20 protein-coding genes are annotated in these 18,356 nt (G+C 68.1%); 11 read left to right on the top strand and 9 right to left on the bottom strand.

Annotated elements, in window-relative coordinates; all coding sequences use genetic code 11:
* The first annotated feature begins 70 nt into the window (after positions 1-70).
* Entirely contained in the window at positions 71-277 is a 207-nt protein-coding gene (locus tag ACZ5IK_RS26390) for a hypothetical protein (protein WP_465490283.1), read from the top strand.
* 851 nt (positions 278-1,128) lie between these two features.
* Here ACZ5IK_RS26390 and ACZ5IK_RS26385 read toward each other — a convergent pair.
* A complete protein-coding gene (locus tag ACZ5IK_RS26385) occupies positions 1,129-1,485 on the bottom strand; it encodes an ArsR/SmtB family transcription factor (protein WP_465490114.1) in 357 nt (118 codons plus the stop codon).
* An 85-nt stretch (positions 1,486-1,570) separates the two neighbouring features.
* Between ACZ5IK_RS26385 and ACZ5IK_RS26380 the strand changes: the two genes are divergently transcribed.
* Both ACZ5IK_RS26380 and ACZ5IK_RS26375 read left to right on the top strand, forming a co-directional pair.
* Positions 1,571-1,924 carry a hypothetical protein gene (locus tag ACZ5IK_RS26380; RefSeq protein WP_101608416.1) on the top strand — a complete coding sequence of 118 codons (354 nt, stop codon included), beginning with the start codon at positions 1,571-1,573 and terminating at the stop codon, positions 1,922-1,924.
* Positions 1,925-1,940: 16 nt separating this feature from the next.
* Complete coding sequence (locus ACZ5IK_RS26375; RefSeq protein ID WP_465490113.1) at positions 1,941-2,684, top strand: SDR family NAD(P)-dependent oxidoreductase; 744 nt, start codon at positions 1,941-1,943, stop codon at positions 2,682-2,684.
* 121 nt (positions 2,685-2,805) lie between these two features.
* Here ACZ5IK_RS26375 and ACZ5IK_RS26370 read toward each other — a convergent pair whose 3' ends face one another.
* Together ACZ5IK_RS26370 and ACZ5IK_RS26365 are read right to left on the bottom strand one after the other, a co-directional pair.
* Positions 2,806-3,486, bottom strand: coding sequence for an alpha/beta hydrolase (locus tag ACZ5IK_RS26370; protein ID WP_465490112.1), 681 nt, complete (start codon positions 3,484-3,486; stop codon positions 2,806-2,808).
* Positions 3,487-3,788: 302 nt separating this feature from the next.
* Positions 3,789-4,769: an NADP-dependent oxidoreductase gene (locus ACZ5IK_RS26365; protein WP_465490111.1), complete on the bottom strand. Its 981-nt coding sequence runs from the start codon at positions 4,767-4,769 to the stop codon at positions 3,789-3,791.
* 115 nt (positions 4,770-4,884) lie between these two features.
* Between ACZ5IK_RS26365 and ACZ5IK_RS26360 the strand changes: the two genes are divergently transcribed.
* Entirely contained in the window at positions 4,885-5,868 is a 984-nt protein-coding gene (locus ACZ5IK_RS26360) for a GlxA family transcriptional regulator (protein WP_465490274.1), read from the top strand.
* 178 nt (positions 5,869-6,046) lie between these two features.
* On the opposite strand, the gene ACZ5IK_RS26355 is transcribed toward ACZ5IK_RS26360, so the two are convergent.
* Positions 6,047-7,330 (bottom strand): amidohydrolase family protein, encoded by a 1,284-nt coding sequence (locus ACZ5IK_RS26355; RefSeq protein ID WP_465490110.1) that lies wholly within the window; start codon positions 7,328-7,330, stop codon positions 6,047-6,049.
* An 87-nt stretch (positions 7,331-7,417) separates the two neighbouring features.
* Between ACZ5IK_RS26355 and ACZ5IK_RS26350 the strand changes: the two genes are divergently transcribed.
* The 4 genes from ACZ5IK_RS26350 to ACZ5IK_RS26335 all read left to right on the top strand — a co-directional run bounded on the left by ACZ5IK_RS26350 (position 7,418) and on the right by ACZ5IK_RS26335 (position 10,453).
* Positions 7,418-7,897, top strand: a complete 480-nt coding sequence (locus tag ACZ5IK_RS26350; protein WP_465490109.1) for a MarR family winged helix-turn-helix transcriptional regulator — start codon at positions 7,418-7,420, stop codon at positions 7,895-7,897.
* An 89-nt stretch (positions 7,898-7,986) separates the two neighbouring features.
* On the top strand, positions 7,987-8,325 hold the full coding sequence (locus ACZ5IK_RS26345) for a PadR family transcriptional regulator (protein WP_465490108.1): 339 nt from the start codon (positions 7,987-7,989) through the stop codon (positions 8,323-8,325).
* Positions 8,322-9,275 carry a hypothetical protein gene (locus tag ACZ5IK_RS26340; protein ID WP_465490107.1) on the top strand — a complete coding sequence of 318 codons (954 nt, stop codon included), beginning with the start codon at positions 8,322-8,324 and terminating at the stop codon, positions 9,273-9,275. Before ACZ5IK_RS26345 ends, ACZ5IK_RS26340 begins: the two co-directional genes overlap by 4 nt.
* A 44-nt stretch (positions 9,276-9,319) precedes the next feature.
* A complete protein-coding gene (locus tag ACZ5IK_RS26335) occupies positions 9,320-10,453 on the top strand; it encodes a hypothetical protein (protein ID WP_465490106.1) in 1,134 nt (377 codons plus the stop codon).
* Here the strand turns inward: ACZ5IK_RS26335 and ACZ5IK_RS26330 are convergent.
* The 5 genes from ACZ5IK_RS26330 to ACZ5IK_RS26310 form a co-directional block, all read right to left on the bottom strand.
* Entirely contained in the window at positions 10,446-11,420 is a 975-nt protein-coding gene (locus ACZ5IK_RS26330) for a glycine betaine ABC transporter substrate-binding protein (RefSeq protein ID WP_465490105.1), read from the bottom strand. The genes ACZ5IK_RS26335 and ACZ5IK_RS26330 overlap by 8 nt on opposite strands.
* 28 nt (positions 11,421-11,448) lie before the next feature.
* On the bottom strand, positions 11,449-13,866 hold the full coding sequence (locus tag ACZ5IK_RS26325) for an ABC transporter permease subunit (RefSeq protein ID WP_465490104.1): 2,418 nt from the start codon (positions 13,864-13,866) through the stop codon (positions 11,449-11,451).
* Between the two features lie 225 nt (positions 13,867-14,091).
* Positions 14,092-14,346: a hypothetical protein gene (locus tag ACZ5IK_RS26320; RefSeq protein ID WP_465490103.1), complete on the bottom strand. Its 255-nt coding sequence runs from the start codon at positions 14,344-14,346 to the stop codon at positions 14,092-14,094.
* A gap of 9 nt (positions 14,347-14,355) precedes the next feature.
* The gene (locus ACZ5IK_RS26315; RefSeq protein ID WP_465490102.1) at positions 14,356-15,246 is read right to left on the bottom strand and encodes an 8-oxoguanine DNA glycosylase OGG fold protein; all 891 of its coding nucleotides are present in this window, start codon (positions 15,244-15,246) and stop codon (positions 14,356-14,358) included.
* A gap of 191 nt (positions 15,247-15,437) precedes the next feature.
* The gene (locus tag ACZ5IK_RS26310) at positions 15,438-15,914 is read right to left on the bottom strand and encodes a MarR family winged helix-turn-helix transcriptional regulator (protein ID WP_410598491.1); all 477 of its coding nucleotides are present in this window, start codon (positions 15,912-15,914) and stop codon (positions 15,438-15,440) included.
* Between the two features lie 92 nt (positions 15,915-16,006).
* Between ACZ5IK_RS26310 and ACZ5IK_RS26305 the strand changes: the two genes are divergently transcribed.
* From ACZ5IK_RS26305 to ACZ5IK_RS26295, 3 genes are all read left to right on the top strand, one after another.
* Positions 16,007-16,432 carry a Rid family hydrolase gene (locus tag ACZ5IK_RS26305; protein WP_465490101.1) on the top strand — a complete coding sequence of 142 codons (426 nt, stop codon included), beginning with the start codon at positions 16,007-16,009 and terminating at the stop codon, positions 16,430-16,432.
* Positions 16,433-16,508: 76 nt separating this feature from the next.
* Entirely contained in the window at positions 16,509-16,904 is a 396-nt protein-coding gene (locus tag ACZ5IK_RS26300) for an ATP-binding protein (RefSeq protein WP_465490100.1), read from the top strand.
* A 12-nt stretch (positions 16,905-16,916) separates the two neighbouring features.
* A complete protein-coding gene (locus ACZ5IK_RS26295; RefSeq protein WP_465490099.1) occupies positions 16,917-17,846 on the top strand; it encodes a S66 peptidase family protein in 930 nt (309 codons plus the stop codon).
* Positions 17,847-18,356: the final 510 nt, after the last annotated feature.

Genomic DNA, 18,356 nt, shown 5'->3' with positions numbered 1-18,356 from the left:
CCTGCCCGAGCCCGATCTGCTCATCGCCGACGAACCCGCCGCCTCCCTGGATACAGGCCTCGCGTACGAGGTGTGGCGCTCCCTGCGCGAGTACGCGAACTCCGGTCCCGCGGTACTCGCCATCACGCAGGAGGTGCCCTTGCTGACCGCCACCGGCGTCGCCGACTGCATGGTGTTCCTGCGCAACGGCCGGATCACCGTCGCCGGACCCACGACCGAGATCCGCTGTCTCACCGATCCGTACGTACAGGGCTTCTTCCGCGAATTCGGGCGATGACCCCCATCGGCATGAACTGCGGATGGATGCCTCTAACTTTCCGATTCTCTCGCCCAGCCGAACGGAGGAGGTGTGCCCGGTGTTATGACGAAGTTCCCGGGGTAGGTGGCACCGCAGACTCCGCACTGCGCACGAAGATCATTCATCCGGGTCCACGGGCTGCCGTGCTCGTCCGGAATCGCGGGCATCGAATAGCCGTTTTGCGCTGTGACCAGCGACGGCCACTGCGGATCGCAACGACATCCTTTTCGCTTCAGCCGCCTGATGACCATCCCCGCCCCCTTTGTCGACAGTCGCCGCCACGGCGCGTTCCTGGAGCGTATTGAGGGATAAGGCAAAGGGGTCGTTTGGGTGCCCGGAACACGCCCCCGGCGCTGACCCCAGGACGCGGGATGCAGTCAAGGACGCGACCTCAGCGGCATGACCGGACAGTCACGTCCGCAGGAACGTGTCCGTCAAGGCGACCGTCGGTTGGGTCCACACGAATACCCGGCCGTGGCAGCCTTCCGCGTAGTGCTCCAACATGACGACCGGGCCGGCCTTGCGGTCGTCGACCGCGAGAAGGGCTCGTGTGGGTTACGGTCGGTTGTTCTGGGCTGCTGGCTGTAACGGGTTCGAGGGGCGATCGGGTTCGGTGGACCGGGCGAGTGCGGCGTGAGTGTCTCGGTCCTCGCGACGGTTTTCGCTTGGCGTCCTGTTATCCGGCCGCGCGTCCACAGGCTGCGGGTTCGACTGAACACGGCAAGGTTTGATCGAACGTGACGAGCCCGGACGCCTGGTCTCATCCCGGGAACGGCGGGCTTCTCCGCGTCTTCTGCGTGGACGGCGTGAGGCTGTCTGGTTGTCGTGGCTCATCTCGGTCGTGTCTGTTCGGTCCGTTCCGCGGCGAGCACGGCGTCCACCAGGCCTGGGTAGAGCTCGTCGAGGTCCTCGCGGCGTAGCGACAGGTACCGTTCCCGGCCATGCACCCGGGTGTGTGTCCAGCCGGCCTGGCGCAGGATCCGGCAGTGGTAGCTGCCGGTGGCCCGGGTCACCGGCAGGTTCATCTCCGCGGCCGTCACTTCACCGCGTTCGGCAAGTACCGCGAGCATATGCCTGCGGATCGGGTCGGCCGTGGCCTGCAGTACGGCGTCGAGCCTGATCCCGTCGATGTCCGGCTGATCCGCGTCCGCCGCGGCCGCGCGGTGCGCCCCTGTGTCCCGCGTCATTTAGAGAACCTTCTAACTGTTTGATACTGTCGCGACAGTTCGATAATCCTCTACCAATGCCTGTGTGGCAAGCGAAGGGAGCGGCATGTCCACATCCGGTCAGCTGCGTGTCCTGTTCCGTCTCTGGGTGACCCGCGAGTTCTACGCCGCCCCGGCCGACGAGCAGACCCGGGTCATCGAGGCGCTCCCGCCGGCGTTCGACCGGCTCGGCGAACGCTTCGGCATCACCGTGCTCGGAACCCTCGACGAGGACCTCCTCCAGGTCGGCACCGGCGCGCGTGAGCCCGTCTCCTATGTCCTCGCCGACGCACCCGACCTGACCGCCGTGCAGGCCGTCTGCGGGATCGTGCGCACCGAGCGGGTCGACGGGTTCCCGCTGTGGCGCTACCTCGAGATCGACGCGCGCATCGGCCACGACCTGTTCTTCGCCACCCACTAGCACCCGGGGACACCACATGAACATCCTCGACCTCTCCGGCAGGACGGCCATGGTCACCGGGGCCGCCCACGGCCTCGGTGCCGCCATCGCCGAAGCCCTGCACACCCACGGCGCGCAGGTGGCACTGCTCGACCACGACGCACAGGCCAACCGCGACACCGCCGCACATCTCGGCTCCCGCGCGGTCGCGATCACCGCGGACCTGGCCGACCTCGACCGGCTCGACAACGCCTGCGCCGAGGCCGTACAGCAGCTCGGCCCGGTCGACATCCTCGTCAACAACGCCGCCATGGCGCCCATGCGCGGACTATGGGACATCGACCCCACCGAATGGGACGCCGTATTCGCGGTCAACGTCCGCGCCGCCTTCTTCCTCACCCGCACCATCGCCGCAGGCATGCGAGCACGCGGGTTCGGCCGCATCGTCAACATCGCCTCACTGTCCGGCCAGCAAGCCCGCCCCACCGGCGCACACTACGGCGCGTCCAAAGCCGCGCTGATCGCCATGACCCGCAGCTTCGCCACCGAACTCGCGCCCGATGGCGTCACTGTGAACGCCGTCGCACCCGGCATGATCGAAACCCCCATGGTGCACACCATCGGCACGGACAAGAAGGCGGAACTCGCCGCCCAGGTCCCGGTCGGACGCATCGCAGCACCCGCCGAGATCGCCGGGCTCGTCGCCTACCTGGCCTCCGACGCCGCGGGCTTCATCACCGGCGCCACCTACGACGTCAACGGCGGCGTCCTCATGCGCTGACCCGCCACGCGAGGTGAAGCAGGACCACGAGGCACTCGCGTCCCACCGAAAGAGACTCACCCCCGACCGTCGGGATGTGGTCTGTACCGAGGGTCGCGGCACCTGCGCGCAGGTGCCGCGGTTAGAGGTCGATGATGAGCTTCAGGACCAGCTCTGAGGCGTTGCGCATGAAGTTGTGTGTGGTGTCCCAGGCATGCACGGTGACCTGTTCGTCGGCGCGTGCTTTCGCCGTCACCGTCGCGAGCGGGGATTCGCCAGGCCACCCTGTTGCTTCGACATAGTGCTTGACAGGTACGCCGCGCCACGCCCCCGTGAGTTTCGAGGCTTGCATCAGTGTGGCCAGCGGGTGCGGGCGTGCACGCTTGTCGAAAAACGGCAAGGGGTCAACGAAAGCTCCGGTACGGGCCGCCCCGTCGACGTACCAGGCATGTTCCTCGTCGTTGGTCATCGACCAGCTGGAATCCCCGTTTTCGGGCATCAGAGCGTCCAGATAGACCAGTGCTCGGATTCGGTCGCATTCGGCGTCCGCGACACCGCTGATGATGCTTCCGCCGTAGCTATGGCCGACGAGGACTGCATCACGCGTGCCGTCCGCCTCCGCCGGAACTGCCCGCAGTGCCTGGATGGCCTGGTGCACGTGGTCGTCCAGGGTGATCACCTGTTGTGGCGGGTTCGCGTCCGGATCCAGGCCCAAGGGAGTGAGCGCGACGACCGTGTGCCCGGCCTCCTTGAGAGCAGGGACTACGGGGTCGTACCACCAGCCGCCGTGCCAGGCGCCGGGTACCAGCAGATAAGTGGTCACGGGTGGATCTCCTTCCGGCGCGGGCCAGCGATCATGATAGACACGCTGCCAGTACGCGCGTCCGTACCGGACACTCAGCCAAGCGAATTCTCGGATAACCGCGGGGCTGGCCCACGCGCCTTCGGATATGAGCCCAGGTGGCGATGCGACTGACCATGGGTCTCCAGTCCATTATGGACAGTACAGGCGTCGGGCAGGGCACGGCGAGCCCGTCGGAGATCACCAGCTCAGGGACGGACCCGATACTGGCTCTTCCCTGAGCTGACCGTGACGCGGAATTGGGCGATGGCCGGCCATCGGCGTCAGCGCACGGTGATGACCAGTTTGCCTGTGGTGTGGCCGGTCTCTCCAAGGGCGTGAGCCTGGGCGCCTTCGGCGAGGGGGAAGGTGCCGGAGACGTGCGCATGGAGCTTTCCCCGGTCAGCGAGTCCTGCGACAGCGCGGATTCCGGCCTGGTCGTGCTCAACGAGCAGGATGACGGCGCGGACCTGCGCCTTCTCCGCGGCGGCCTGGGTGTCTTCGGCGAACGGCGCCAGGGACACCAGGACCCCGCCGGGACGGAGCACGCCCACCGAACGGGTCGCGGTTGCCCCGCCGAAAGCGTCGAGGACGACGTCGTACCGTTGTTCAGTGTCGGTGAAATCCTCGGTGCGGTAGTCGATGCAGGCATCCACACCGATCTCGCGCAGGAAGTCATGTTTGGCGGCACTCGCGGTCCCGGTGACATGCGCGCCGCGCTCCTTGGCGATCTGCACCGCGAGATGACCGACACCGCCGGCCGCGGCGTGGATCAGCACCCGTTGCCCCGCCCGCAGGTCCGCGGTGTCGACGAGAGCCTGCCAGGCGGTGAGCGCGGCCAGCGGCAAAGCGGCCGCCTGGACGTGGTCGATCCCGGCGGGCTTGGCCGCGAAGGCGCGAGTCGGACCGGTCACGTACTCCGCGTGGGAACCGGCGCCGAAGGGGTAAGGCAGCATGCCGAACACCTCGTCACCGGGCCGGAACAGGGTGACGCCGACGCCGGTCTCCACCACGGTGCCGGAGACGTCCCACCCCAGGATCATCGGCGGTGGCGGCAGGAAAATGCGGTGAGCGCGGTGTTTGAAGTCCGTGGGGTTGAGTCCGGCCGCGTGCACGGCGACCAGGATCTCTCCCGGGCCGGGTGCGGGCCGCGCGAGTTCGGTCAGCCGCAGGACGTCGGGACCACCAAGGGCGGTTTGGTGCAGGGCGAGCATCACCGGGGCGCCCGTGGGGCCGGGGTGTTCGGCGGTTTCGGTCGAGGTCATGTGGTCATCCTGGCCGGACGCCCCGATCCGCGACGATGGCAAGAAGGTCATGTTCCGATATGTTCTTGCCATGCCCTCCGACTCTGCCGACCGCGTGGCCGAGCTCGACCGTCGGATGCGCCGTTTGCGGCCGGACGCACACAAGGTCGTCGTCCTCGTCCTCGACGGCGTCTACCCCTTCGAACTCGGTATCCCGCACCGGGTTCTGGGATCAGCCGGTGGCCGCTACGAGGTCCTGTCCGCGAGCGTGGACGGACAGCCCGTACGCACCGACGCGGACCTGACCGTCACCCCCGGACACGGTCCCGAGGTACTGCCCGAGGCGGACACCCTCGTCATCCCGCCGTACGCGATCTCCCTGGCCTCGGCCGCCGCCCCGGACCCGCGGGCCGTCGCAGCCCTGTCCCGCGTGCGCCCCGGCACCCGTCTGGTGTCCATCTGCACCGGTGCCTTCCTGCTGGCCGCGGCCGGTCTGCTGGACGGGCGGCGGGCCACCACCCACTGGGCGCTGGCCGACTACTTCCAGGAAGTGTTCCCGCAGGTCGAGCTCGATGCCGACGTACTGTTCGTCGACCACGGTGACGTGCTGACCTCAGCCGGGGCAGCGAGCGGGATCGACGTCTGCCTGCACCTGGTGCGCCAGGACCACGGCAGCGAGGTGGCCAACCAGGTCGCCCGCCAGTGCGTCATGCCGCCGTACCGGGACGGCGGTCAGGCCCAGTACATCGAAAAGCCCGTGCCGTTGGCGAGCACGACCGGCACCGGGCCGACGCGAGACTGGGCGCTGCAGCGCCTCGAATCGCCGCTGTCACTGGACGAACTGGCCACCCACGCGGCAATGAGCACCCGTACCTTCGCCCGGCGCTTCCGAGAGGAGACCGGCATGAGTCCCGGTCGCTGGCTGACCCAGCACCGGCTGCGGCGGGCGCGGCACCTGCTGGAGTCCAGCGACCTCCCGGTGGATCGAGTCGCCCACGAGGTCGGCTTCGCGACCGCCACCTCGCTACGTCGACATCTGGCGGCGGAAGCGGGGGTCGCCCCGTCGACCTACCGGCGCACCTTCCGCGCGTCGGACCCGGCTCCGGACGCGACCGGGTAAACCAAGCCAAGGAGACCGTCGCTCGACCGCGACCACCCCGGTTCACGGGCACATACGAGCCCACCTCGCCTGTCCTGGCTGGCCGTCGAGCCATCACCAGCCACCAGACCTGGGGCACCGGCAGTAACGGACGTACGACGAACGCTCGCCCATCGGCATGACAGCAGACGTCGGCGAGTCAGCGCGCGAGGTGCCCATCCCAGCTCGGCCGCCCGGCCCGCACCGTCCCGATGTGGTGGGAACGGTCGATCAGGTGCGCGATGTCCGCGTAGGGGTCGGCGTCGAGCAGCAGCGCGTCAGCGACGGATCCGACGGTGATGGCCGCCTGCTGACCGATCTTCTCGGCCGAATGCCGGGTACCGGCCGCCAGGACCGCGGGCAGCGGCAGCCCCGCCTTTGCCAGCAAGTGCAGTTCTCGCAAGAGTGCGATGGGTGGCGAGGGCATCAACAGGGCGACGTCGCTTCCCGCGCTGATCTTGACTCCCGCGTCGTGCATCAATCCCAACGTGCGCATCGCGTAGTCGAAACGGATGTGGGAGTCCTCCGCGGAATGCCGGGGGAACTCACGCCCGTAGATCGGGCGGGCGGTGATCTCCGGAATGTCGTCGTGCGTGGCGAAACCGTCGTCGACCAACTGCCGCAAATAGTCGGCGTCGCCGTTGTTCGCGAGCTGCTCCCAGGTGACCAGCGTCGGACAGTAATAGGTGTTCGTTTCCGCCAGTAGCGCGGCGACGTCGCGGGCCTCCGCGGTACTGCCGGGTTCCTGCGGCTGGAAAGCGTGTTCGATGCCGTCCGCGCCCGCGGCCACCGCCTCCTCAAGATCGATGCGTTCGTGGACATGCACGAGTACCTTTTTGCCCTTCTCGTGCGCGGCCGCGACGATGGCTTTGAGGGCGTCGAAGGGCAGCTTGTCCGGAGCGCCGGGTTCGCCGTCGTAAATGCACTTGATGAAGTCGACCTGATCGGCCAGCTCCAGCGCTTGGCGATAGGCGACGTCGGCATCGTCGATCTGGTGGGCGATGGGGGCGCGCTTCGGATCGTCCAGGATCGGCCAGCCCTCCACACCGGTGAACACCGGCCCGGCGAAGAACAACCGTGCAGCGGCGTCGGTGGCCTTGTTCCGGTAGTCGCGGGCGGCCAGCTCCATCTCCAGTGGACCGCCGAGGTCGACGACAGTGGTCACCCCGACCTCCAGGAAGTCGGTGAGCAGCTGCGAAACATACTTCGCCCGCTCGTTTTCGGGCTTGAACATGGCGAACCCGCCCAAATGGGTATGGCTCTCCCACAGACCCGGCACCAGGTAGCCACCTCTCCCGTCGAGCACGGGAGTGCCCTCGGTCACCGGTCGTGCGTCGGACGCCGAACGGATGGCACTGAACCGTCCGTCGGTCACCACCACTTCGGCATCGGCGATCGGGGCGGCCCCCAGCCCGTCGATGACGGTCACGTTGCGAATGATCACGGTCTCTCCTCGATTACATAGGTTCCTATGAGTTGAACCGTATAGGCACCTATGTAATTGGTCAATAGGATCCTATATACTTCCGGCGTGACGCTCCCCAGGTTCGACTCCGCGCCCGCCGCGCTGATCAACATCGCCTCGCGCGCGATGTCCCGGATCAACGACCGGCGCCTGCGGCCACTGGGGCTGACCTTCGCGCAAATGCCCGTACTGGCGGCATTGAGCAAGGCCGACGCGCTCTCCCAGAAGGAACTGGCGGAGCTGGCCCGGATCGAGCAGCCGTCCATGGCGCAGCTGCTCTCCCGGATGGACCGCGACGGTCTCATCCGGCGCACCCCTGCCGAGCACGATCGACGAGTCAGCCTGATCTCGCTGACCGAGTCCGGACGAGCAAAGCTCACGCAGGTGCACTCGGCGTTGTTCGAGACCAACGATCAGGCTCTGCGAGGCTTCAGCGCCGACGACGTCGCTCTCCTTTTGGACCTGCTGAGAAGACTGGTCGCCAATCTTGACGAGGCGGACAGCCCCGTATCCGCCGCGGACCAGGCGCCCGGCTACCGGTCGTGACCTGACGGCGAACCGTCTTTAGGTGACGAAGCAACGCCCGCCGCTATATATCGGCTTGTGATATATATGAACTCATGGCGGATCGAAGTATGTCCGAGCAGACGTTCCTGGTGCTGATCGCGCTGGCGGACGAGCCGCGGCATGGCTATGGCGTCGTCCAGCGGGTGCAGGAGCTGTCCGAGGAGCGGGTGCGCCTGCGGGTCGGCACGCTCTACGGCGTGCTGGACAGGCTGGTCGCCGACGGCTGGGCCGAGCACGACCGTGAGGAGATCCACCAGGGCAGGCTCCGGCGCTACTACCGGTTGACCGGGGCGGGCAACGCGGCACTGGCCGATCAGACCCGCAGGCTGGCCGCGAACGTCGAGGCCGCCAGCACGGTGTTGCGAGCCCGCGGCCAGTGGCCGCAGGCGGCGGAGCTGCGGGCATGATCGGCGCCGAGGCCCAGTACCGCACGCTGGTGCGGGTACTCCCGGTCTGGTATCGCGCCGAACGCGGCGACGAGATGGTCGGCACCCTGCTCGACCTGCACGGAGAGCGGGCGCGCGCGGCACTGTGGAGCGAACTGTGGGCCCTGCTGGCCTTGGGTGTGCGGACGCGGCTCGCGGGCCGGGCGGCACCCGCCCGCACGGTCGCACTGGGTGACCTGACGCGGGTGGGTGTGCTCCTCGGCCTGCTCTGGGGCGTGCTCAAATCCGCGGGCCACGCGGGCGACCGGCTCTGGCTCATGCTCGCGCATCCTGGCGGGGACCTGTCCCCGCTCATGCACTCCGCGCTGAGGTCCGACCTGAGCAGGCACCTCGTCCTGCTGGTGATCGCCCTGGTCCCGCTCGCCCTGCTGGTGGACGGGTGGCGCCGCGCGGCGCGGATCGCCGCCGTCGCGATTCTGGCCGCCGGGGCGCTCTGGGGCCTGACCAGGTACTCGCTCAGCCTCGGCCCAGAGCTGGTCGTGAACTACGCACCGCAGTGGCTTCCGCTGGTGCTGTTGCTGTTGGCCTTCCATGCCGACGCCCCGCTGCCGCCGGCGCGCCCGTGGTGGTGGGCCATCGGCGGAAGCCTGGTCGCCGCCGTGACAGCCGGGTACCTCTTCGCGAACGACCTCAGCGGGCTCTCCGGGACGTCCCCTCTCGTCTGGCTGTGCGCGCTGTCCGGTGCCGGATACCTGCTTCTCCGGCGCCGCATCGACCAGCGCACGGCGGCGTGGACGCTGGCGCTGGCCGTGTGTCTTGCGCTGGTGGTGGCGCAGACCCTGGTGCTGAAGCGCGGGATCATCACTTTCGACCTGCTTACGATCGCCCAAGTCAGCCTGGCCGGGCTGGTCGTGGCGGCCCTGACCGTCACCGGAATCCGTGACTACCGCCGGACCGTCGTGAATCACTGAGTTTTCTCGGTATCTTTTTCTTCTCACGCAAGGATTTTGTTCTTATGAGCACCATTCCTGTGGCGCCCTCTCACGCCCGATTACAGTCGCTCGATCTACCACGATCGCGGGCGCTCCCGCTCGAGAACGGGCCACGACGAGTGGCCGCGGCGGTGTTCGTGGTCGTGTTGCTGCTCGCGGCCTACACCGGATTCCGATCGCCTTCGGACTGGGCCGTCACGCTCGAATCCGTTTCGCTGACCGACGGGTTTCACCGCCGGTTCCTCGTCGGCACCGTGCTGCGGCCGTTCGCGGCGCTGTTCGGGTATCACTACGTGGTGTACGCCGTCGCGGGCTTCGCCGTGCTGCTGATGGTGCTGACGGCACTGGTGGTCGCGTTCTTCCGCGCTTCTTCGGTGAGCAGGCGATTCCTCGTCATCGGCTGGCTGCTGCTGCCGACCGGCGGCTACCTGTTCCACGAGGTCGGCTACCTCGACCAGGTGGTGTACCTGTTGCTGTTCGCCGCTTTGTGGGCGCTGCACCGCAACCGGCCGATATCCGCCGGTGCCTTGATGGTGGCTTCCGTGCTGACGCACGAAATCGCGTTGCTCACGGTGGTTCCGGTCTTCGGCTTCGTGGCACTGCGGAAGCTTCCGTTCCGGAAGGCCTGCGCGGTTCTCGTGCCGTCCGTGGCCGCCGGGCTGGTGGTGCTGGCGGTGCCGCCTGCCGAGGCGGGTGCGGTGCAGAGCTTCCAGCAGGTACTGGCGAACGCGGGTTTCCCTTACCGCGCCGACGCGCTCGAACTGTTCGACCGCACCCAGGCGCAGAGCTGGCAGCTCTACTCGATCACCGGCGTCCTGCTCTATCTGCTGCCGATCCTGCTGGTGGTGGTGGCCGGTTTCCTGATGCTGCACCGGCCTTCGGCGGCGACCCTGCTGTCGCTCGCCGCGGTGGTGGCGCCGGTGCTGCTCGCCTTCGGCGGATGGGACGAGGCACGCTGGGGATTCCTGCTCATCACGAACTTCGTCCTCGTACTGTGGCTCCGGTTGGGCAGACGAGAACTCGACCTGCCGCGATTCGGTGCGCTGGCCGTGATCCTGCTGATCCTCACCCACCCGCCGATGCCCTACTTCGACGGCTACCGGCCCCGCGACGTCACGCTGGTGGGCCCTCCGCACGCCGGCGGGAACGTCAGCTGATGAAGCCCGCCGACTTGAGCCAGTCGCGAGCGACCGTGGCGGCCTTCTGGCCGTCGACGCTGACCTTCTTGTTCAGGTCCGTGAGCGTCGCGGTGTCGAGCTTCGCGGCGATCGGCGTGAAGACCTGCTCCAGCTGCGGGTATTTCTGAGCGATCGGCGTGGCGATCGTGATCGCGGGGTTGTACGTCGGGAAGAAGTGCTTGTCGTCCTCGATCACGGTGAGGTTCTGCCCGGCCACGCGCCCGTCGGTGGAGGCGACCGAGCCGAAGCCGCAGGGGTCCCCCTTGCCGATGCTCGGGTAGACGACGGCGTCGTTGAGCAGGTGCACCTGCGAGTCGGGCAGGGTGAACCCGTAGGTCTTCGCCAGGCCGGGGAACCCGTCGTCCCGGCTCTTGAACTCCGGGCCCATACAGGTCGCGGCCGCTGCCGGATCCCGCTTCACCAGGGCCGCGTAGTCGGACAGCGTCTTGACGCCGGTCCGGGCCAGTGTCGCCGGGTTCCCGGCGAGGGCGTAGGTGTCGTTGGCCGGCGAGCGTGCCCACCAGGTGACGCCGTTGGCGTTGTCGGCCTGTTTGACCGCGTCGTACTGCGCCTGCGGATCATTGATCGGCTTGGTCTGGTTGAGGTAGCTGATCCAGGCGGTGCCGGTGTATTCCCAGTACAGGTCGACAGCGCCGCTGGTGAGCGCCTGGCGGACGTTGCTCGAGCCGGTGATGTTGGTCTTGTCCTCCGGGCTCGCTCCGGCCGCCTGCAATGCGACGAGGGCGATCTGGCCGAGCAGCAGCTGCTCGTCGAACTCCTTGGAGCTGACGCGGATCTTGGCGCCGTTCAGCGCGTCGATCTTCTGGATGGATCCCGCGCCCACCTGGGCGCCGGTCTCGTCCTTGCCGATCGTGCAGCCTGCCGCGAGCGCCGTCGTCACGACGAGCGCGAGCACGGCGGCGGTCGTGCGCTGGAGCATCCGCATGGGTTGGTCCTCCTTGAAGTCGGTCGAGCTACATGCCGCGCGGGTGCAGGACCTCCTCGGCGACCAGCCCCAGCCAGTCGACGAAGAGCGCCAGTGCGGCGACGATGATGCCGAAGGTCAGACTCAGGATCGGGCGGTACAAACCGATCCCGGCGACGAGCCCTCCGCCGAGACCGCCGGCGCCGATGAAGGTCGCCAGCGTCGCGCTCGCGACGGTGAGCACCAGCGCGGTCCGGATACCGGCGAGGATCACCGGGACGGCCAGCGGCAGTTCGATCCGCCACAGGATGGCCGCCTTGCCCATGCCCATGCCGCGCGCGGCGTCGACGAGGGTCGGGTCGACGCCGTCGAGCCCGACGATCGTGTTGCGCAGCACCGGCAAGGTGGCGTAGACGACGAGCGCCGCCACCGCCGTCGCGGTGCCCGTGCCGATCCAGAGCGCGAGCAGCACGACGAGCCCGATCGACGGGATCGCCTGGCCGAGGTTGCCCAGCCCCAGGCCGAGGGGCCGGGCCCAGCGGGCGCCGGCGCGGGTGAGCAGGATGCCGAGCGGGAGGGCGATGGCGATGGTGCACACCGTCGAGATCAGGGTGAGCCGCAGGTGCGCACCCAGTTCGGTGAAGATCTCGCCGGGGTTGAGAAAGCGCTGTTCGATCGAGTCGAGCGGTTGCGCGCGCACGATCAGGAAGAGCGCCAGCAAGGCGAGGGTCAGCAGGACCGGACGCACCAGCAGGCCGAGCCGGCGCCGTCGAGGCCGCGCGGGCACCGTCGTGTCCGGCCCGGGCGCCTCCGCCGCGTCCGGGATCGCGGGCGCGGGCGCCTCGCCGGTGGGCCCCTCTTCGGTGGATCTCAGCGCCGCGACGAGACTGGGCACGTCGCACACCCCCAGTGGCTGCGCGGTGCCGTCCTCGGTGACCACGACGGCGGTGCTGCCGGTCCGCACCATCACGTCCAGCACGTCCCGCAGGGTGTCATCGGGGCGGACAGAAGGCAGGCCGTCCGGCTCGGCCGACGGCTGGAGGCCCAGGTCACCCACCCGGATCAGCGCGAGCCGCTTCAAGTTCCGCTTCGAGCCGACGAAGCTCGCGACGTAGTCGTCCGCCGGCGCGGCGAGGATCGCCTGGGGCGTGTCGTACTGAGCGATCACCGACCGCGGCCGCAGCACGGCGATCCGGTCGCCCACCTTCAGCGCCTCGTCGAAGTCGTGCGTGACGAACACGATCGTCTTGCGCACTTCCCTTTGCAGGCGAAGGAATTCGTCCTGCAACCGGGCGCGCGTGATCGGGTCGGTGGAGCCGAACGGCTCGTCCATCAGCATGACCGGCGGGTCCGCGGCCATCGCCCGCGCCACCCCGACACGCTGCTGCTGACCGCCGGAAAGCTCACGTGGGTACCGGACGCCGTGCTCGCGGGTCAGGCCGACGACGTCGAGCAACTCGCGCACACGGTCGAAGACGCGGCGTCGAGTCCAGCCGAGCAGCCGCGGCACCACGCCGATGTTGGCGTCCACTCGCAGATGCGGGAAGAGCCCGATCTGCTGGATGACGTAGCCGGTGTTGCGCCGGTGTTCGTCGAGGTCGAGCGCCGACACGTCGGTGCCGCCGATCGTGACGACGCCCGCGGTGGGCTCGACGAGCCGGTTGATCATCCGCATGGTCGTCGTCTTGCCGCACCCCGACGGACCGGTCAGCACGACGATTTCACCCGCGGGGATGCGCATCGTCAGGCTTTCGACCGCCGGTACCGCTCGTCCTGGGTAGAGCTTGCTGACGTCCCGCAGCTCGATCGTCTCGCCGCCCTTTCCGGCCGCTCCCCCCGGCATCGCCGAAGCCGCCGCTCTCAGGGCACGGGGTCGCCGCCGTGTGGTCAGCTTGCCGACCACCACGAAGGCCAGGTCGAACAGCAGCGCCAGCACCATGATCCCGAGCGTCCCGGTGAGTACCTGGTTCAGCGAGTTGACCGAGCCGAACCGGCCGAGCCCGTCGAAGATTTCGTTGCCGAGGCCAGGGCCTTTGACATACGCGCCGATGGCCGCGATACCGATCGTGATCTGCGTCGAGACCCGGATACCGGACAGAATCACCGGCCAGGCAAGCGGCAGGCGCACGCGAAACAGCAGCCGCGCGCGGCCGAACCCCATCCCGCGCGCCGCGTCCACCACGGCCGGGTCGACGCCACGCAGCCCGACGATCGTGTTGCGCGTGATCGGCAGAAGCGCGTAGAGCACCAGCGCGAACAGGACATTCGTCAGCCCCAGTCCGAACGGGCCGATCAGGATGCCCAGCAGCGCGATCGACGGGATGGTCAGGAACGCCGCCGTCGTCGTGGTCGCCATCGCGCCGAGCCACCGCCGCCGGTAGGTGAGCAGGCCGATCGTCATGCCGACCAGCACGGCCAGCGCCATCGCCGCCAGGGTGAGATCCACGTGCAGGATCGCGTCGTTCACGACGTCGATCCAGTTCGCTCGGAGGTACTCCGACAGGCTCAGGGCGCCACTCCTCGACGTCGCAGGGCAGAAACAACCGACCACGCCAGGTACGGCCGGGTCTCAAGCCAACATGCCCGCGGGGCTCCTGTCCACAGCTCGGCGTGAACCGCATGTGAGCAGGCGGTCACCTTCGGCCGCGTCACGCCATGATCGCCAGGGTGGGCGCCGCGGCCGACGAAGCGCTCACTCCGTCAGTTCGGTCCGCACGGACTGCCACTGCTCCCAGCACCGCTCGGGGTCGAGGTCGGTGTAGCCGCGCTGTTCCGCCATCGCCTCGGACAACGACTTCGGCGAGCGGATGCACGTTGCCCCATCACGGATTTCGAGGACCTCCTCCTCCGTGAGAGGACCACCCTTCGAGCGCTCCGCGGCCAGCAACAGCGCGATCAAAGGCGGCACGAATTCGATGACGAGGTCATCTTCCCCAGCCCTGTTCATGCCCGGATGCTAGACGTCGCGGGGCGGTTGCCGGGTCTCGGCCGCCCAGCCTCTCGGGATGATCCGCGCCAGTTCGTCCAAGTGGGGCCTGGCTTCCTGCGCGCGTGCGGTGTCCGCTGTGTCGAACAGTCTCTCGAGTTCGAGGAGTGCGGCTTCCGCGAGTTGCGTGGGCGACGGTGGCGTCACCGACTCGTCGGAGCTCGCCCATCGCTCTCCCCACAGTGCCGACCCTTCCTGGCTGATCGCCGACCGGAAGATCATCTGCTCCACCGTGTCCACGGTCAGGTCGAGCTCCTCGGACCACGCCCCCAGCAACGCGACGTACTTTTCGTAGACGGCCGGCCGCCATGCGTCGATGTCCAGGCGCAGGCCTGCGTGAGTGGCGAGCCAGCGACGGACGACGGCGTCCAGGATCGGGGCGCCGACGTCGGCGGGAGCCAGCGCGGCGGTGACGAACCGGAGGTACTTGGTACCGAAGGCAACACCGAGATACCGCAGCGGCCTGCCCGCCAGTTCGTGGAACGCGGCGACGCCGCCGCGATCTCGAGCGACGAGCGCCACCTCCGTCAGCCGATCGACCGCGTGCGGGTTCTCGGCCAGCACACGCGCCGTGCGCCAGGCGCCGTAGCCGACCGATCCGTATCCCCAGATCATCGCGACCAGGAAGGCCGGTTCGGCGCCCTCCGGTGTGGTGGCGCGCTCGGCGTGCCGTGTCGCTTCGGCCCGATCGATGTGCTCCGGCAGGGCGTCGAGGAACGAATGATGATCCGGGAACCGTTTGAGCCAGGAACCGCGGGACCAGCGGGAAGCCGGCTGCGAAGGTTCGCCGTGGTCCCGCCATCGCCGGACGGCATGGGTCAATGCGGACGGTATCGGCGTCTCACGCGGTTCGGCTGTCACACGTTCCTTCCGGCAAAGAGGGTCGGCCTAGGGCGTGTTTCATAAGTCTGTTCGATGGGCTTCGTGATCCAGGTGGTTCCTGACGGTGCGGGCGGATCGGCCTCGTACCGGGTCGTACTCGGCCGCGTCCGCCCGTGCCGTCAGGGGCCACCTGGGCGCGGAGACCGCGAACATGGCTTATGAAACACGCCCTAGGCGAGGTCGACCGGCCTCGTCCGCAGCTTGGCGGCGATCCGGGCCAGCGCCTGCTGATCCTCGGCGGTCAAGGGGTCGAGCACGAGGTCCCGCACGGACCGGACGTGCGTGGGCGCCGCGGCCACCACCACGTCGTAACCGTCATCGGTGAGCGCGGCGAGGGTGTACCGGCCGTCATCGGGGTCGGGCGAGCGCTCCACCCACCCCCGCTGCTCGAAGCGTTTGACCACATTGGACAGACGCGAGAGCGAACCGTTGGCGAGGTAGGCCAGCTCACTCATCCGCAGACGCCGTTCCGGAGCCTCCGAAATATGACTGAGGGTCAGGTATTCGAACAGCGTCAGCCCCGCGTCGTGCTGCAGCGGCGACTCCAGCTTCCCCGGCAGCAGGAGGACCAGCGAGACCAGGCCGGTCCAGGCCTCCTTTTCGGCAGGGTTCAGCCACAACGCGTCGTCCTGGTCGGAGGTGGCCATGGCGGAACCTTACCCAGCATCGCGCAACTTCACACGTGAAGTCATCCTGTGCTACGTTGACTTCAAGCATGAAGTCAATGAAAGGATCCACCATGACCGAGCCGGAGTTCTTCGTCACCCCCGGATACGGCGACCGGCAGCTGGCCGAGATGCGCTACAGCCAAGCGGTGCGCGTCGGCGATCGCATCGAGATCTCGGGACAGGGCGGCTGGGACGACGACCTCACCTTCCCGGAGTCGCTGGAGGACGAGATCGTCCGGGCCTTCGAGAACATCGAACGGACCCTCGCCACCGCGGGCGCCACCTGGCGTGACGTCATCGCCGTGAACTCGTACCACGTCCCGGAATCCCCCGGTTTCATCGGCGAGACCCACAACCGCGTCATGGTCGAACAGTTCCGCGAGCACATGGGCGACCGGGCGCCGATCTGGACCGAGATCGGCGTTCCCGCGCTCGGCGCCCCGAAGATGCGAGTGGAGATCCGGGTCACCGCGATCGCCGATCCCGCCCGCGTGTGAACCCCGTCCTCCTTGGGTACTCCCCCACTGCGCCCATGCTCTTGGCCCAGCTGGGAAACCCGCTAAGGAGACACGCGTGGGTACAACCGGAACAAGGCAAGCTTACGAATTTCCCAGTGGCGTCGCCCCGCCGCTGGGACAGGTCCGGGCCTGGCTGCGAGATCAGCTGGATGGCGTCGGGCGAACCACCATGGCGGACACCGAACTCCTGACCACGGAACTGCTCACCAACGCGCACGAACACGCGGACGGCGTCGCCGAACTGAGGGTGTCCGTCTCCTCCGGCCGCGACGTGGTCCGCGTCGAGGTCGACGACCGCCGCCCGCGGCTGAAGCCACGCCGCGTGACGAAACAGGATCCGGCGAGCCCCCACGGGCGAGGGCTCGCGCTGGTCGAGGCGATCAGCACCACCTGGGGTGTGGACAGCGGCGCCGGGTACAAAACGGTGTGGGCGGAGATCCCGGTGCTCTGACACGATCATCGGGTGGCAGGCTCGCGAAGCACCGAACGCCGTGTTCTGGTGGCACCGATGCTGCGGCCGGGTGATCGCGTTCGCCTCGTGTCCCCCGCCAGCTTTCCGAGCCGTGAGCTGCTCGCCGAGTCCGCGGCGGTCCTGGAAGGCTGGGGCCTCGTGGTCGAAGTCGGCGCGCACGCGCTCGACCAGTGGGGGTACATGGCGGGCCGTGACCAAGACCGTCTGGCCGATCTCAACGACGCGTTCCGTGATCCCGGTGTCCGCGCGGTGATCGCCACCCGCAGCGGCGCGGGCGCGTACCGCATCGCCGACGAGATCGACTTCGCCGCGGTCCGGGCCGACCCCAAGCCGATGGTCGGTTTCAGTGACATCACCGCCTTGCACCTCGCGCTCTGGCGGCAGTGCGGACTGACCGGAATCCATGGCTTCCTGGCGGGCTCCAGGTCCGCGAACGCGACGCGGCGGTTGCTGATGAGCGGCGAACCCGCCACCCTGCGCCGCGACCCGCGCGCCATGACCGTCGCGGCCGAAGTATCCGGCACCGCCGCCGGCCACCTCGTCGGCGGCAATCTCAGCACCGTCGCCCACGCCATCGGCGTCGGATTGCCTTCCCTGGCGGGAACCATCCTGTTCCTCGAAGCCGAGCGCGCCATCGGTCTCGGACAGGTCGATCGCCAGCTCACCCAGCTGATCCGATCCGGCGCGCTCCAAGGCGTGCGGGGTGTCGCCCTCGGCCGGTTTCCCGGTTTCGAGGGCTATGTCGATCGCGAGTGGACTCTCGTCGACGTCTTCAAAGACCGGCTGAGCTCACTGGGGGTGCCGGTACTCGGCGGGCTCGACGTCGGACATGGCCCGGACCCGCTTTCCCTCCCGCTGGGACCGGCCGCCGTCCTGGACACGGAGTCGGGAACACTCACCGTCGAACCGGCGGTGCGCTGAGATCTATTGGGGGGCAGGGTGGCTTGTTCGTGGGCGAGGCCGGCGACGGGACGAAAGCGTCCTTCGACGCGTCCGATGCCGAGCGGCCATGTCGCGAAAGCCACTTTCGGGACATCTGATGTCCCGAAAGTGGCTTTCGCGACATCGTGTTTCGCGGTCGGGTCGTGCCCGGGGCGGATCTGAACAGGCCGACGAGAGTAGATCGCAGTCCGACTGTCCACATAGGACATCTTCAGGTGGACAAATGCCTGATTAATGCCCATATGTTCACTTCGCGACGAGGGTCGTGAGTGGCAATGCGGGTTCTAACCCTCTTGCCACGCAGCTTAAGTTGATCCTGGAATGCGCCCTTCGATGACTGTCGCTCTGATCGATCAGGCTGGATAAGTCGCCACCACCGAACCCGGGGCGCGACCGTCTACAGAGGACGCCAGCCGGGATCGAAGTGCCTGATTTGGGCGCTTTGCGTAGTCGTACGAGAGGGTCGTGAGTGGTAAAGAGCGTTCTAAC

Source organism: Amycolatopsis sp. NPDC031561 (assembly GCF_055580625.1).
This window is presented reverse-complemented; position numbering and strand designations above follow the sequence as displayed.

Excerpts from the sequence above, each read along its gene's own strand:
- ACZ5IK_RS26345 (WP_465490108.1), top strand. The coding sequence starts at position 7,987 with ATGTCCGAGCAGACGTTCCTGGTGCTGATCGCGCTGGCGGACGAGCCG.
- ACZ5IK_RS26380 (WP_101608416.1), top strand. The coding sequence starts at position 1,571 with ATGTCCACATCCGGTCAGCTGCGTGTCCTGTTCCGTCTCTGGGTGACC.
- ACZ5IK_RS26305 (WP_465490101.1), top strand. The coding sequence starts at position 16,007 with ATGACCGAGCCGGAGTTCTTCGTCACCCCCGGATACGGCGACCGGCAG.
- ACZ5IK_RS26340 (WP_465490107.1), top strand. The coding sequence starts at position 8,322 with ATGATCGGCGCCGAGGCCCAGTACCGCACGCTGGTGCGGGTACTCCCG.
- ACZ5IK_RS26385 (WP_465490114.1), bottom strand. The coding sequence starts at position 1,485 with ATGACGCGGGACACAGGGGCGCACCGCGCGGCCGCGGCGGACGCGGAT.
- ACZ5IK_RS26375 (WP_465490113.1), top strand. The coding sequence starts at position 1,941 with ATGAACATCCTCGACCTCTCCGGCAGGACGGCCATGGTCACCGGGGCC.
- ACZ5IK_RS26335 (WP_465490106.1), top strand. The coding sequence starts at position 9,320 with ATGAGCACCATTCCTGTGGCGCCCTCTCACGCCCGATTACAGTCGCTC.
- ACZ5IK_RS26320 (WP_465490103.1), bottom strand. The coding sequence starts at position 14,346 with ATGAACAGGGCTGGGGAAGATGACCTCGTCATCGAATTCGTGCCGCCT.
- ACZ5IK_RS26330 (WP_465490105.1), bottom strand. The coding sequence starts at position 11,420 with ATGCGGATGCTCCAGCGCACGACCGCCGCCGTGCTCGCGCTCGTCGTG.
- ACZ5IK_RS26365 (WP_465490111.1), bottom strand. The coding sequence starts at position 4,769 with ATGACCTCGACCGAAACCGCCGAACACCCCGGCCCCACGGGCGCCCCG.
- ACZ5IK_RS26310 (WP_410598491.1), bottom strand. The coding sequence starts at position 15,914 with ATGGCCACCTCCGACCAGGACGACGCGTTGTGGCTGAACCCTGCCGAA.
- ACZ5IK_RS26360 (WP_465490274.1), top strand. The coding sequence starts at position 4,885 with ATGCGCCGTTTGCGGCCGGACGCACACAAGGTCGTCGTCCTCGTCCTC.